Origin of the sequence: Collinsella sp. 4_8_47FAA (assembly GCF_000763055.1) — a bacterium.
Lineage (GTDB): Bacteria > Actinomycetota > Coriobacteriia > Coriobacteriales > Coriobacteriaceae > Collinsella.
Genome location: NZ_KN214135.1, coordinates 564804 through 578289, shown reverse-complemented (window position 1 = coordinate 578289; position 13486 = coordinate 564804). Strand labels below are relative to the sequence as shown.

Sequence of the window (13486 nt, the reverse complement as noted above, 5' to 3'; positions counted from 1 at the left end):
AGTTCTCGAGGTTCGGGAATGCCCGCTCGTTCGCGGCGTGGGTCGGCCTGACGCCCTCCGAGCACTCCAGCGGGGAGAGCGACCGCAGGGGCGCGATCACCAAGGCCGGCAACAAGCACCTGAGGAAGACGCTGGTCGAGGCCGCGTGGCACTACCTGACGTGCTCGGGGCGGCCGAAGGGCCTCGCCAGGGGCCAGGCCCCGGACCGGGTCGCCCGCAGGCATGCCGCCAAGGGCGTGCGGAGGCTGGTCGAGAGGCGGGAGGCGCTGCTCGCGCGCGGGGTCCACGGCAACAAGGCGAACGTGGCCACGGCGCGCGAGCTCGCCTGCTGGGTGTGGGCGGTCGGCCTCATGGCCGAGGAGGCGTAGGGGGCGGTCCCCCGCACATAAGCCAGTCACCCCGGAAGCGGTTCGATCCGAAGCCGTTGAGGCGAACCTCAGGTCCCTTTTCTGCGAGCGCCCAGGGCGCCACACGCGTGCACAGACTGTCGGTTCGACGAAGAAGCCTCAGCCGTAGCAACGGATTGCCCAGCGAGAGATCGCCGCGGGCGGATATTAAACTGCAAAGACGAGCGTCGGTAAGACACGCCGAGGTCGCCGCGGACGGGCTGATATAGGGAGAGGGCCTGACCCCATATCGTTGGGGCCAGGCCCGATTTTGCCTCTTGACAATGTCCTGCTCATATTAAAAGGAACGTCCCTAACTGCCGGGTTTAGGCTGTTAGGTCGAGTTCGTAGAGGAAGCTTTCGCGCGGCATGTCGTGACGGCGCTCTTCGCGGTTGGCGCGGTGCGTGGCCGTGCGCTTAAAGCCGTGCAGCTCGTAGAACTTCCACGAGCAGTTGGAGTCGGTGTACAGGTGCGCCCTCGTCGCTCCAAGCGAGGACAGGTGCGAGACGGCGGCATCGAGCAGAACCGTGCCAACGCCCAGGCCATGGACATCGCGATCCACGGCAAGCAGCATGACCTCGTTGTCGTGCGGCAACGGGCTGCTCTCGAGCAGGCGGTTGTTGGTTCGGATGGTTGCGCGCACAAACGAGAGATACTCGGCGCACGCATCGGGCTCTAGCTCACGCATCTGCGATAGCAGCGCGCGTTCGGTATCCATCCAATGCTCGTTGATAGTGGCGCCGGAGCTCTGTCCCGCACGCGCGAGCGAAATGCCACGCGCCTGACCGTCGATTACGGCAACCTGTGAAAACGTCGACGACGAAAGGCAATAGGCGAGGTCGCACGCGGCCTCAAGGCGGTTGTACTCATCGTTATCCGAATTGTTATGCCAAAGCTGCTGCAGAATCAGCGCGATGGCGTCGAAGTCTTCGGTATCAAACGGTCGGTAGAGAACCCGCGAGACCATGGTGCCTCTTTCTTTTGCGGATGCATATCGAGCACAGTTCTACCACGCCAATGGCATCTAATTATGGTGCCCCTGTGTTCCATGAACTCACCGTGCCCGGTGCCATGCCCATCCCCTCCGCTCGCAAACTTTTTCTGCACATGCGCCCGTTGCGGGGTGCAACGTCGCGCTCGATGCGCTACATTGAATCAGTATTTTCAATGCCGCTGCGCGAGCGCTGCAGATCGACGTATCACCGACTCACAGAGCACGGCGGCGTACCAGACAGGAGGACTGCATGGGATCTGATGTGAAGATCGCACGCGCGTTGATCTCGGTTACCGATAAGACGGGTGTCGTCGATTTCGCACGGACGCTGGTTGACGACTTTGGCGTCGAGATCATCTCTACGGGCGGCACGGCTCGTGCCATCGAGGACGCGGGCGTTCCCGTAACCCCCATCGAGGAGTTCACGGGCTATCCCGAGATGATGGACGGCCGCGTCAAGACGCTGCACCCCAAGGTCCACGGCGCGCTGCTGGCCCGCCGCGATTCCGAGCAGCACATGCAGGAGGCTGCTCAGCACGGCATTAAGCTGATCGACCTGGTCGTCGTCAACCTGTACGAGTTCGAGAAGACCGTCGCCAACCCCGAGGTCACCTTCGCGGATGCCATTGAGCACATCGACATCGGTGGTCCCTCCATGCTGCGCTCTGCTGCCAAGAACGCCACGAGCGTTACCGTCATTTCCGACCCGGCCGACTATGATGCCGTCCTGGCCGAGATGCACGAGACCGGTGGCTGCACCACGCTTTCCACCCGTCGTCGCCTGCAGGTGAAGGTCTACCAGACCACCGCCGCCTACGACACGGCTATCTCCCGTTGGCTTGCCGCCCAGGCAAGCGACGTGGCGGACACCTCTGCCAAGCTCGAGATCTCGCTGGAGAAGGTCGACGACCTGCGCTATGGCGAGAACCCGCAGCAGAAGGCTACGGTCTACCGCTTTGCCGAGGGCTGCGAGAACACCGCGAGCTCGCAGTTCCCGCTCGTTGGCTCCGAGCAGATCCAGGGCAAGCCGCTCAGCTACAACAACTATCTGGATGCCGATGCCGCTTGGAACCTGGTCCGCGAGTTCGACGAGCCGGCCTGCGTGATTCTCAAGCACCAGAACCCCTGCGGCTCCGCCGTTGCCGAGGACATTACGTCCGCTTACGACCGCGCCTTCGCCTGCGATCCCAAGAGCGCCTTTGGCGGCATCATCGCCTGCAACCGCGAGGTTCCCTATGAGCTGGTCGAGCACTTTGCCGATCAGAACAAGCAGTTCGTCGAGGTTATCATCGCCCCGACCTACACCGACGAGGCGCTCGAGCGCATGGCCAAGCGCCCCAACCTGCGCGTGCTGGCCACCGGCGGCGTGGACCACGGCGCCCAGGTGGAGCTGCGCTCCATCGACGGCGGCATGCTGGTGCAGGAAGTCGACCACGTGACCGAGGATCCCGCGACCTTTACGTTCCCCACCGACCGCAAGCCCACCGATGCCGAGATGGCCGAGCTCGAGTTTGCTTGGAAGGTCTGCAAGGGCGTTAAGTCCAACGCCATCCTGGTCTCCAAGGGCAAGGCCGGCATTGGCATGGGCCCGGGTCAGCCTAACCGCGTTGACTCTGCGCTGCTTGCCTGCGAGCGCGCCGAGGACTTCTGCGAGCGCGAGGGCGTGGAGAAGGGCGGCTTTGCCTGTGCAAGCGACGCGTTCTTCCCGTTCCGCGACAATGTCGACGTGCTTGCTGCACACGGCGTGACCTGCATCATTCAGCCCGGCGGCTCCAAGCGCGACGACGAGAGCATCCAGGCTTGCAACGAGCACGGCATTGCGATGGTCTTCACGGGTGCCAGGCATTTTAGGCACTAGAGGCTTTCCCAAGCACCCGACCTTGCCCCTCAAACCGTCGCTTGCGTACATTTAGTACGCGGCGCTCCTCTTTCGGGGCAATCTCGGGCACTTGGAAAACCCTTAATGGGATGTTGTTCTATCCCATTAAGCTGATCGGTCGCCTGACCATATCGTCAAAATAATCTCCGCAAAAGACGGCCGCTCCGTTTGGAGGGCCGTCTTTTTGGTATAAGAGGACGGAATGACTAACACGAAAGGTACAACCATGCCCCAGATTGATGATGCCGAGCTGTTTGGCAATGCCGAGGATCAGCGTGCGTACGAGGACTTTTGCGCCAATCAGGAGGCGGTCGAGAAGTTTACGCTCGACAAGCCCGCGCTTGTCTGCCGTTGGCGCATGTCCAACAAAAAGGTACCCATGCTCAACCGCCACATTCGCGCACTGTCCGAGCGCTTGGTGCAGGGCGAGCCGCTTACCCATAACATGCTCAGTTGGGCCAAGCAGCACGTTGAGTGGTCACTTGCCGAGGGCGATTACACCGCCCACGACGGTGTGCTCATGCTGGTGATCGACGTTAACGGCAACGCCGCCATGACGGTGGGGGAGTACGAGCCGCTAACCGATACGTCGGCCAAGGCGCTGCGTGCCCGTTCTGCCGAGGCTCGCTCCGAAGCCGACGAGACCGGCGTGGCGCCCGAGCTGCTCGCTGCCGTCAACGACGGTGAGCTGGCCTTTGTGGCGCCGGCGGACGAGTGCCTGTGCGGCACGGCGACGCTCATCGAACAGCTGGCCCAGACCAAGGGTATCCCGGTTACGCGCGTAGACATCCCCGCTCAGCTCAAGGGCGCGCTGTTCCTGGTGAGCGACGAGCACGGCGTGGTCCCTGCCACCGAGACGGATGCCGCCGAGGCCGACGCCGCCACGGTCGCCTTCTTCGCCGAAGGCTACGAAAAGCTCCGTGCTCGCCGCTAAATGATTTTTCTGGGACGGGGATTAAAGAATCATTTTGGTCCCCGCCATCGCTGCGAGTGCGAGGCGGACAAAACGCCCCCGCTCGCGAACAGTTCTGTCACCTTGGCGACGTGCGTGGCACGTACCTGCGGCTCCGCGGTCATAATGGGGCAAGACAACCAAGAGGGGAGCGGAATCCATGGCGCTGATCTATATCGTTGAGGACGACGAGCCCATTCGTCGCGAGCTTGCCGACATCCTTGCCCGTGCCGGTTTTGAGGTCGAGGCCTGCGAATCGTTCGAGCATGTTTCGCGCGATATTCTCGCCGCCGCGCCCGACCTGGTGCTGCTCGACCTGACGCTTCCCGTCAAGGACGGCCAGCATATCTGCCATGAGGTTCGCCGCGAATCCGAGGTCCCCATCATCGTCCTCACCTCGCGCACGACCGAGATCGACGAGGTCATGGCCATGACGCTCGGCGCGGACGACTTTGTTCCCAAGCCCTACAGCGCCCGTGTGCTCGTGGCGCGCATCAACGCACTGCTGCGTCGCACCGCGGCGGCAGGCGAGCGCAGCACACTTGTCCACAAGGGGCTGGAGCTCGACCTCGCCCGCTCCATGGTCACCAACATGCAAACCGGCACCAGTACCGAGCTCACCAAAAACGAGCTGCGTATCCTCTCGCTGCTTCTGAGCCGTGCGGGCAAGATCGTCTCGCGCTCGGCCATCATGCAGGACCTGTGGGATTCCGATGCCTTCGTGGACGACAATACGCTCACCGTCAACATCAATCGCCTGCGCACCACGCTCGAAAAAATCGGCATCAAGGGGTATTTGACCACGCACCGCGGTCAGGGCTATTCGATCTAGGGGCCGGCTATGTCGTTTGCCAAGTTCTTTAAAGATGCGCTGCTTCCCGTCGCCGTGTGGACGTGCGGCGTGCTGTTGAGCTGCTTTGTGCTGACGGTCGCCGGCGCACCCGTTTCCATCGTGGTCGTGGCGGTCGGCGTGTCCTATATCTTTGGTATGCTCGGCATCGTGATCGAGTACGCGCGCCGTCGTCGTTTTCTGCGCCAGCTGGAGCGTGCGGCAGAGGAGCTCGAGAGTCCCGCATGGGTGCAGGAGATGGTGCAATGCCCGACCTATGCCGAGGGCGAGCTCGAGTACGAGGTCTTGCGCCGGGTGGGCAAAGCCGCTTGCGACGAGGTTGCCGAAGGCAGGCGTCAGACTGATGACTATCGCGACTATATCGAGAGCTGGGTCCACGAGGCCAAGCTGCCCCTGGCAGCAGCCCATCTGATTTTGGAAAACCTGGACGGCAGCGAAGACGATCTGTCGCGTGTGGATGACCTGGGCCGCGAGCTTGCCCGCGTGGAGCGCTATATCGACCAGGCGCTGTACTATGCGCGCTCGGAAGTCGTGGAGCGCGACTACCTGATTCGCCGCTGGGATCTTAAGACCCTGGTGACGGGTGCGATCAAGGCCAACGCGCGTGAGCTTATCGCGGCGCACGTGGCCCCGGTGTGCGAGAACCTCGACTTCGAGGTTTTTACCGACGAGAAGTGGCTCGAGTTTATTCTGGGCCAGCTCATTCAGAACAGCATTAAATATGCGCGTGAGGACGGCGCGAGGATCGTGTTTTCGGGAGCGTTGTTGGACGAGGGCCTGGCAAGCGAGCGCATCGAGCTTACTGTCGCGGACAACGGCTGCGGCGTGTGTGCGGCAGACCTGCCGCGCGTGTTCGAGAAGGGCTTTACCGGCGACAACGGCCGCACCACCAAGCGCGCAACGGGCATCGGTCTCTATCTGGTGGCGCGCCTGTGCTCCAAGATGGGCATCGACGTCACCGCGGCATCCGACTCCGGCAAAGGCTTCGTCGTAACATTCGCCTTCTCAACCAACAAGTTCCAATACTTCGAGTAACGCACACGGCAAACGCCCGTCCAAACAAAATGTGCCGCCCCAAACGGGGCGGCACGCCATTTTTCCATCAGATAACTCGTTGAAGTAAGGCTGCGAAGGCCGCGGGGCCGGGAGGGGTTTCCTAAGGGCACATCCCGCAGCCGCAACGCGGCGAGGACGTGCCCGTGGAAACCCCGCAGGCCCCGCGGCCGGTGGGAGCAACGCTACTTCACGACCAAGATGTCGCAGTCCGTATTGCGCAGCAGGAACGTCGAAATCGAACCCAGGAGCGCATACTTGATCGAGGACAGGCCGCGGGCGCCGCAGAGCACCAGGTCGGGCTTAACCACGTCGAGCATCTCGTCCTTGAGCGTCTCGCGAATGCGGCCGGCGCGAATCATGACCTCGACCTCGGGAATGTCGGGATTGGCCTTGGCCTCTTCGAGCTGCTTGGCGATGGAGTTCTTAAATGCCTCCTCTAGGCCGTTGACCAGATCGACCGGATAGGAACCGGCGCTCTCGAGCGCCGTGGAATCGATAACGTGGCCGATGATTAGCTTGGCGCCGTTGTTCGCGGCGACCTTGATGGCACGTGCGAGCACAAAATCCTGCTGCTCAGTACCGTCGAGTGAAACAAATACCTTGGTGTAGCCCTCGTTCATGGTTTCCTCCTTGGTCTATCGCACGGGCGCGGGGCTCGTGCGTCGGGCGGGCGCGGGCGCGTTGGCCGCCGGACACTTTATCTTGTTGCAGTTATACCCAAGGATTTCGGTTTGACCGCTCGCAATTCTGTGAACGGGCGAGTTTTTTGGTAAGGGTAGGCGCAGGCGCGCCGCCAACGGTTGATAATGGGACATCGCCCGCACCGTCCGCAGAACAATATCGGCGGGTGTCTAACGAGGGGGTCCCTTTGGATATCATCGAGCTTCTAAAATCTGCCTTCATGGGCCTGGTCGAGGGCATCACCGAATGGCTGCCTGTTTCGTCGACCGGTCACATGATCTTGGTGGACGAGTTCGTCAAGATGAACGTGAGCGAGACGTTCTGGAATATGTTCCTGGTCGTGATTCAGCTCGGCGCCATTCTGGCCGTCTGTGTGCTGTTCTTCCATGAGCTCAATCCGTTCTCGCCCAGCAAGGGCAAGGAGGGCCGTCGCGACACCTGGGTGCTGTGGGGCAAGATTGTGCTCGGCTGCATTCCCGCCGCGGCGATCGGCCTGCCGCTCAACGACTGGATGGAGGAGCATTTCTACAATGCTCCCGTCGTGGCGCTGGCGCTCATTGTGTACGGCGTGCTGTTTATCGTGATCGAGAACTGGCGCGCGAACAAGCGCGAGGAAATGGCCGTTGCCGGTTCGTTTGGTTCGCGTGCTGTGGTGTCGGGCGGACGTCCCGCCGGTGCGCACTTTGCGGCGCCTGCCGCGGCTACCGCTGAGGATGAGGACGATGACGAGAATCTGGACTTTGGCTCCATCGCCACACTCGAGGACCTGAGCTGGAAGACTGCGCTGGGTATCGGCTGCTTCCAGGTGCTTTCGCTGGTGCCTGGTACGTCTCGCTCCGGTTCTACCATCATCGGCGGCCTGCTTTTGGGCTGCACGCGTTCGGTGGCGTCCAAGTTTACGTTCTTCTTGGCCATTCCCGTCATGTTTGGCGCGAGTGCGCTCAAGCTGGTCAAGTACTTCATCAAGGGCGGCACGTTCGGTGCCAACGAGGTCGCTATCCTGGGCGTGGGCTGCGTTGTGGCCTTTGTGGTTTCGCTCATCGCCATCAAGTGGCTCATGGGCTTCGTCCGCCGTCACGACTTTAAGTGCTTCGGTGTTTACCGCATCATCCTGGGCATCGTAGTGCTCGCATACTTCTTCGTTCTGGAGCCGATGCTCGGCCTCTAACTTAGTCGACGCTGCGCGGCGGCCGGGGCGACAACTTGTCATTCAAAGGGGGTGGCATGACCAAAAGGTCTATGCCGCCCTCTTTTCATGCCAATTTGTTCGCTCTGGCCGCCGCTCGCTGCTGCTACCGTGACATCGGTGGCTCTGTGATTGGCGCAATGGGGTCAGGTTACTTTGCACCAGCTTGGTGCAGACAAATCTGACCTCATTGCGCCAAATTCGCTGGGGCGGGCCCGATGGTGGCGGACGGAGTCGTGGTGTGATTTGCGTCGGTTTCCGCGCGGCTCGGTATACTGGTACGGCTCAAACTATGGCGCTGCCCGCAGGCGCGCCGTCCGTCAGATGAGGAGTCGCCCATGACCCAGCCCTTGCCCTGGGAAAAGAACGCCGCGGTACCCGTGCCGCCCACGCCGGAACCCGTGCCGCTCGATGCATACACCGCCCCCGCTGCGCCGGAGCCCGAGCTCGTCCCGCTCGACATCTACGACGCTCCCGCGCCGGCACCCAAACCCGCCAAGCCGCTCGTCGACATCGACAGCCTTAATCCCGCCCAGCGCGAGGCGGTCCTGACCACCGAGGGTCCGTTGCTGGTCCTTGCCGGCGCCGGCTCGGGCAAGACCCGCGTCTTGACCTTCCGCATCGCACATATGCTCGGCGACCTGGGCGTTAAGCCCTGGCAGATCCTTGCCATCACGTTTACCAACAAGGCCGCGGCCGAGATGCGCGAGCGTCTGGCGGCACTCATTCCCAGCGGTACCCGCGGCATGTGGGTGTGCACCTTCCATGCTATGTGCGTGCGCATGCTGCGCGAGGACGCTGACCTGCTGGGCTACACCGGTCAGTTCACCATCTACGATGACGACGATTCCAAGCGCATGGTGCGCGATATTATGCAGGCGCTCGGTATCGAGCAAAAGCAATTTCCCATCAATATGATCCGCAGCAAGATCAGTTCGGCCAAAAACGCCATGATCGGGCCCGAGGACATGCTCAAATCCGCCGACAGCCCCAACGACAAAAAGGCCGCGCAGGTCTACCTGGAGCTGGAGCGCCGCCTGCGCGCCGCCAACGCGATGGACTTCGACGACCTGCTCGTGCGCACGCTCGAGCTGCTGCGCACCCGCCCCGAGGTGCTCGACAAGTACCAGGAGCGCTTCCGCTACATTAGCGTCGACGAGTACCAGGACACCAACCACGTCCAGTACGAGATCGCCAACCTGCTGGCCGCCAAGTACCAAAACCTCATGGTCGTGGGCGATGACGACCAGTCCATTTATAGCTGGCGTGGCGCCGACATCACCAATATCCTGGACTTTGAGAAGGACTTTAAAGACTGCAAGACCGTCAAGCTGGAGCAGAACTATCGCTCTACGGGCCATATCCTGAGCGCCGCCAACGCCGTGGTGCGTCACAACTCGCAGCGCAAGGACAAGCGCCTGTTTACGGCCGAGGGCGACGGCGAGAAGATCCAGGCCTTCCAGGCAAGCGATGAGCGCGACGAGGGTCGCTGGATTGCCGGCGAGATCGAAAAGCTGCACTCCAAGGGTACGAGTTACGACGACATCGCTGTGTTCTACCGCACCAACGCCCAGTCGCGTATTCTCGAAGATATGTTTCTGCGCGCGGGCGTGCCCTACAAGATCGTGGGCGGCACGCGATTCTTCGACCGTGCCGAGATCCGCGACGTCATGGCTTACCTCAAGATGATTGTGAACCCGGCCGACGAGATGAGCGTCAAGCGCGTCATCAACACGCCGCGCCGCGGCATCGGCTCCACCTCGATCCAAAAGATCGAGCGGCTGGCGCGCGACAACCGTTGCTCGTTCTTCCAGGCCTGCGAGATCGCAACAGCCGAGACGGGCATGTTTAGCGCCAAGGTGCGCAATGGCCTGTCGAGCTTTGTGTCGCTGGTGCGCGAGGGTCGCCGCATGGACGGCGAGCTTAAGGACGTCGTCGAGATGATTGTCGATAAGACGGGCCTGCTGCAGGCTTTCCGCGCCGAGGGCACCATGGAGTCCGAGAGCCGCGCCGAGAACATCCAGGAATTCCTGGGCGTTGCCGCCGAATTTGAGGAGACGCACGAGGATATCGAAGGCACGCTCGAGAGCTTGGAAGAGCTGCGCGCTGCTGGTGTTGCCGATGTGCCCGCCGACGTTGAGCCCGAGCCCGTTGTGGTGAGCGCGCCTGCGCCCGAGCCCGGCCCGTCTGCGCCTGTGTCTTCGTTTGAGGCGCTCGTTGGCGCGCGTGATGCCGCGGGTTCCAATCCGCTCGATAGCCTGGCGGCCCCGGCGCTCTCGCCGCAGGATGCCCTGGCTGCCGCCATCGCGGGCAACGCGTATGCCGCGCCGACTGAGCTGCCGGCGGGCGCCGTGCATGCCGACGAGATCGAGCGCACCTACGGTCCGCTCACCTGTAAGGCGCTGCCGGCACTCATGGAGTGGCTGGCCCTGCGCTCCGACTTGGATTCCCTGGCCGGCGAGACGCATGCCATTACCATGATGACCATCCACTCCGCCAAGGGCCTGGAGTTCCCGGCGGTGTTCGTGGCCGGCATGGAGGAGGGTATCTTCCCACACGTGCACGACTTTGGCGGTAGTGACGATCCGGGCAAGCTCGAGGAGGAGCGCCGCTTGGCCTACGTCGCCATCACGCGTGCTCGCAAGCGCCTGTTCCTGACCTATGCGGCCACGCGTCGCACCTACGGCTCGACCTCTGCCAATCCGCGCTCGCGCTTCCTCAACGAGATTCCGTTTGAGGACATCGAGTTTAGCGGTATCGGTTCTGCCGGTTTTGAGGGCACGGGCTGGGAGAAGCGCGGCGACCGTCACGGCACGTTTGGCTCGGGTATGGGCTCGGACATGTATGGCGGCAAGGTGTTTGGCTCGCATACGCGCTCGACCGGCGGCTCTGGATCGCGCAGCGGCTCGAGCTTCGATGACTTCTTTGGCGGCAGCAGCTACGGGACCGAGCGCCATCGTGGGGTCTCGCCCGACGCCGGCCGTGTTGCCTCGACCTTTGGCTCGGGCGCGCCGCGAGCCAAAAAGTCGTCATCCAAGGTATCCCCGACGGTGGAGCGCAAGGTCGATCGCGCCAGCGCATCGCAGGACTTTGCCGCGGGCGATACCGTGAGTCATAAGACCTTTGGCACGGGCACCGTGATCTCGGTCGCCGGAGACATGATCGAGGTCCAATTCGAAAAGACCGGCCAGACCAAAAAGCTAATGAAGGGCTTTGCACCGATCGTCAAGCTGTCGTAATCCCGGCGGACCTAGGCGGGCGTATGGGGCAACATCGCCTGCTCGGGCAGTCCTGCGCAAGACGGAGGCCACATTAAGTGGCCTCCTTTGCGTGCGGAACTCGCGATCGATGTTGCCCCATACGCCCGCCTAGGTCCTTGGGTAACGTTGCTGGACGATCGCTGCTCTGCTCGTTCGCTTTTTGATCTGGAAAGCCGGGTGGGCTGATGGATAGATACAACAAGGGGCTCTTCCGTTGATGAACGGAAGAGCCCCTTGTTGCGTTTTGATTGTCGTTACTAGCCAAAGGCTCGCCGGGACGGGGCGCGGGGTTTGGTCGATCGCGAGTTCCGCACGAGCCGGAGAGCACTTAATGTGCTCTCCGTGCGAGCAGGACTGTCCGAGCAGGCGACCAAACCCCGCGCCCCGTCCCGGCGAGCGCTCGGGGACCGGTAGCTTACAGGTGCGAGACGATCAGTTCCATCTTGCCTTCGAGGTCGATGGAGCCGACGGTGCTCGGAGCCAGCAGGTGGCTTCCCTTGTGGACGGGGTCGCCGCAGATGGTGCCTTCGCCGTCGATGACCGACAGACACATGAAGGGCCAGCGCTGGTCGAGGGTCTTGCTGCCGTTAACGCGCACGCGATCGACGGTGTAGCAGGGGCAAGATTCGAGCTCGGTCACGCCGTCCACCTCGGGTGCGGTCACCGTGCCGTCGGTCGGAGCCTGAGCATCAAAGTTTATGCAGTCGAGGCTCTGCTCAATGTGCAGGGGACGCAGTTTGCCGTCGGTGCCGGGGCGGTCGTAATCATACAGGCGATACGTCACGTCGCACGACTGCTGCGTTTCCAAAATGAGCGTGCCGGCCTTGATGGCGTGAACGGTACCGGAATCAATCTGGAAAAAGTCGCCCTTGTGGATCGGCAGTACGTTGAGCATGTCGTCCCAGCGGCCGTCCTCGATCATCTGCGCGGCCTCGGCGCGGTCATGTGCGCGCTGGCCGACGATGATCGTGGCACCGGGCTCGCAGTCCAGCACATACCAGCACTCGGTTTTTCCCAGGCTGCCGTTCTCGTGCTTGGCGGCGTACTCGTCGTTGGGATGAATCTGGATTGAAAGGTCGTCCTTGGCGTCCAGAATCTTAATGAGCAGCGGGAACTCCCTGCCTTCGCAATTGCCAAAGAACTCGCGGTGCTCGGCCCACAGCCATGACAGCGTGTGACCGGCGTACGGGCCCTCAGCGATCTGGCAGTCGCCGTTGGGATGGGCCGAGATGGCCCAGCACTCACCGATGGGCCCCTCGGGAATGTCGTAACCAAATACGGTTTCGAGCTGGCGGCCGCCCCAGATCTTCTCGTGGAAGATCGGCGTCAGTTTAATCAAATCGGACATATTCATACCCCCATTGTGTTGCGCGGGGCGCCGCGTAAAACTGCTCAAAACGAGCGCCCGCGTGACTACAAAAACCTATGCCAACGTTACGTTGTGCAACTCAAAGCGGTCGCCAACGTTGCGCGAGATCGAATACTCAAAGGCGGCGCCGCTGTCCAAAAAGCCAATTTGGGTGAGCTCGAGCAGGGGAGAGCCAAGTTTGGTGTCCAGACGCTCGGCTTCTTCCTCGGTTGCTGCCACGGCGCGAATGGTACGGTGGAAGCTCGAAATCTTCAGCCCACATTGCTCGCGGATGAAGCGGTAGACCGATCCGTACAGATCCTTCTTTTTCAGCCCTGGAATCAGCTCGAGGGGCATGTAGGTGTACTCGATAACGATGGGCTTCTCATCGGCCTGACGCACGCGCACGACGTGATAGGCAAAGTCATCCTCGGCAATTCCCAGCTGGGCTGCGATGTCCGCTGGTGGATTAACAATCGAGAAATCGTAGACCACCGAGGTCACCTTCTCCCCGCGGTGCTCATACGAAAAACCCTGGGCACGGTCGTTTTTTCCCTGGGAAAACGCCTGGCCGGGAAGTCCCGCCGTGTCCTTAACGTAGGTACCCGATCCACGACGGCTGGTAATAAGACCTTCCTCGGTGATTTGCTCGATAGCTCGTTTGACGGTGATTTTGGAAACGCTATAGAGCTCGCAGAACTCAACGACGGTGGGAAGCTTATCGCCCGGTTTAAGAGCGCCATCCTCAATACTCCGACGAATATCTGCAGCTATCGCCTCGTATTTGGGAATCATGGAACCTCCTTTCCGACATATTTGAATACAAAAGTAAGTATAACCCTCAACAGGGCACCCATATTACTTTTATCTAAGAAGTTCGAGAAAGAAAAAAG

Annotated in this window: 11 protein-coding genes; 7 read left to right on the top strand and 4 right to left on the bottom strand. The window is 61.7% G+C overall.

Features of this window, described 5'->3' with window-relative positions:
* Positions 1–368 (top strand): transposase (locus HMPREF9463_RS05890; protein ID WP_148334190.1); only part of this gene is annotated, 368 nt, incomplete at its 5' end.
* A gap of 344 nt (positions 369–712) precedes the next feature.
* Here the strand turns inward: HMPREF9463_RS05890 and HMPREF9463_RS05885 are convergent.
* Positions 713–1354 carry a GNAT family N-acetyltransferase gene (locus HMPREF9463_RS05885; RefSeq protein WP_035137709.1) on the bottom strand — a complete coding sequence of 214 codons (642 nt, stop codon included), beginning with the start codon at positions 1352–1354 and terminating at the stop codon, positions 713–715.
* A 277-nt stretch (positions 1355–1631) separates the two neighbouring features.
* Here HMPREF9463_RS05885 and purH point away from each other — a divergent pair, with 277 nt between their 5' ends.
* The 4 genes from purH (at position 1632) to HMPREF9463_RS05865 (ending at position 6097) form a co-directional block, all read left to right on the top strand.
* Complete coding sequence (purH, locus tag HMPREF9463_RS05880; protein WP_035137708.1) at positions 1632–3239, top strand: bifunctional phosphoribosylaminoimidazolecarboxamide formyltransferase/IMP cyclohydrolase; 1608 nt, start codon at positions 1632–1634, stop codon at positions 3237–3239.
* A 247-nt stretch (positions 3240–3486) separates the two neighbouring features.
* The gene (locus tag HMPREF9463_RS05875) at positions 3487–4194 is read left to right on the top strand and encodes a hypothetical protein (protein ID WP_035137707.1); all 708 of its coding nucleotides are present in this window, start codon (positions 3487–3489) and stop codon (positions 4192–4194) included.
* Between the two features lie 178 nt (positions 4195–4372).
* On the top strand, positions 4373–5044 hold the full coding sequence (locus HMPREF9463_RS05870; protein WP_035137706.1) for a response regulator transcription factor: 672 nt from the start codon (positions 4373–4375) through the stop codon (positions 5042–5044).
* Positions 5045–5053: 9 nt separating this feature from the next.
* Positions 5054–6097 (top strand): sensor histidine kinase, encoded by a 1044-nt coding sequence (locus HMPREF9463_RS05865; RefSeq protein ID WP_035137705.1) that lies wholly within the window; start codon positions 5054–5056, stop codon positions 6095–6097.
* Positions 6098–6300: 203 nt separating this feature from the next.
* Here HMPREF9463_RS05865 and HMPREF9463_RS05860 read toward each other — a convergent pair whose 3' ends face one another.
* A complete protein-coding gene (locus HMPREF9463_RS05860) occupies positions 6301–6738 on the bottom strand; it encodes a universal stress protein (protein WP_006235921.1) in 438 nt (145 codons plus the stop codon).
* Between the two features lie 248 nt (positions 6739–6986).
* On the opposite strand from HMPREF9463_RS05860, the gene HMPREF9463_RS05855 reads away from it, so the two are divergent.
* Both HMPREF9463_RS05855 and HMPREF9463_RS05850 read left to right on the top strand, forming a co-directional pair.
* Positions 6987–7967: an undecaprenyl-diphosphate phosphatase gene (locus HMPREF9463_RS05855; protein ID WP_035137704.1), complete on the top strand. Its 981-nt coding sequence runs from the start codon at positions 6987–6989 to the stop codon at positions 7965–7967.
* Positions 7968–8323: 356 nt separating this feature from the next.
* A complete protein-coding gene (locus HMPREF9463_RS05850) occupies positions 8324–11224 on the top strand; it encodes an ATP-dependent helicase (RefSeq protein ID WP_035137703.1) in 2901 nt (966 codons plus the stop codon).
* A gap of 436 nt (positions 11225–11660) precedes the next feature.
* Here HMPREF9463_RS05850 and HMPREF9463_RS05845 read toward each other — a convergent pair whose 3' ends face one another.
* Entirely contained in the window at positions 11661–12599 is a 939-nt protein-coding gene (locus HMPREF9463_RS05845) for a type I phosphomannose isomerase catalytic subunit (RefSeq protein WP_084591797.1), read from the bottom strand.
* Positions 12600–12668: 69 nt separating this feature from the next.
* Positions 12669–13388, bottom strand: a complete 720-nt coding sequence (locus HMPREF9463_RS05840) for a GntR family transcriptional regulator (RefSeq protein WP_052044102.1) — start codon at positions 13386–13388, stop codon at positions 12669–12671.
* Between the last annotated feature and the right edge of the window lie 98 nt (positions 13389–13486).

Coding starts and splice junctions, on each gene's coding strand:
- HMPREF9463_RS05885 (WP_035137709.1), bottom strand. CDS start 1,354: ATGGTCTCGCGGGTTCTCTACCGACCGTTTGATACCGAAGACTTCGAC.
- purH (WP_035137708.1), top strand. CDS start 1,632: ATGGGATCTGATGTGAAGATCGCACGCGCGTTGATCTCGGTTACCGAT.
- HMPREF9463_RS05875 (WP_035137707.1), top strand. CDS start 3,487: ATGCCCCAGATTGATGATGCCGAGCTGTTTGGCAATGCCGAGGATCAG.
- HMPREF9463_RS05870 (WP_035137706.1), top strand. CDS start 4,373: ATGGCGCTGATCTATATCGTTGAGGACGACGAGCCCATTCGTCGCGAG.
- HMPREF9463_RS05865 (WP_035137705.1), top strand. CDS start 5,054: ATGTCGTTTGCCAAGTTCTTTAAAGATGCGCTGCTTCCCGTCGCCGTG.
- HMPREF9463_RS05860 (WP_006235921.1), bottom strand. CDS start 6,738: ATGAACGAGGGCTACACCAAGGTATTTGTTTCACTCGACGGTACTGAG.
- HMPREF9463_RS05850 (WP_035137703.1), top strand. CDS start 8,324: ATGACCCAGCCCTTGCCCTGGGAAAAGAACGCCGCGGTACCCGTGCCG.
- HMPREF9463_RS05845 (WP_084591797.1), bottom strand. CDS start 12,599: ATGAATATGTCCGATTTGATTAAACTGACGCCGATCTTCCACGAGAAG.
- HMPREF9463_RS05840 (WP_052044102.1), bottom strand. CDS start 13,388: ATGATTCCCAAATACGAGGCGATAGCTGCAGATATTCGTCGGAGTATT.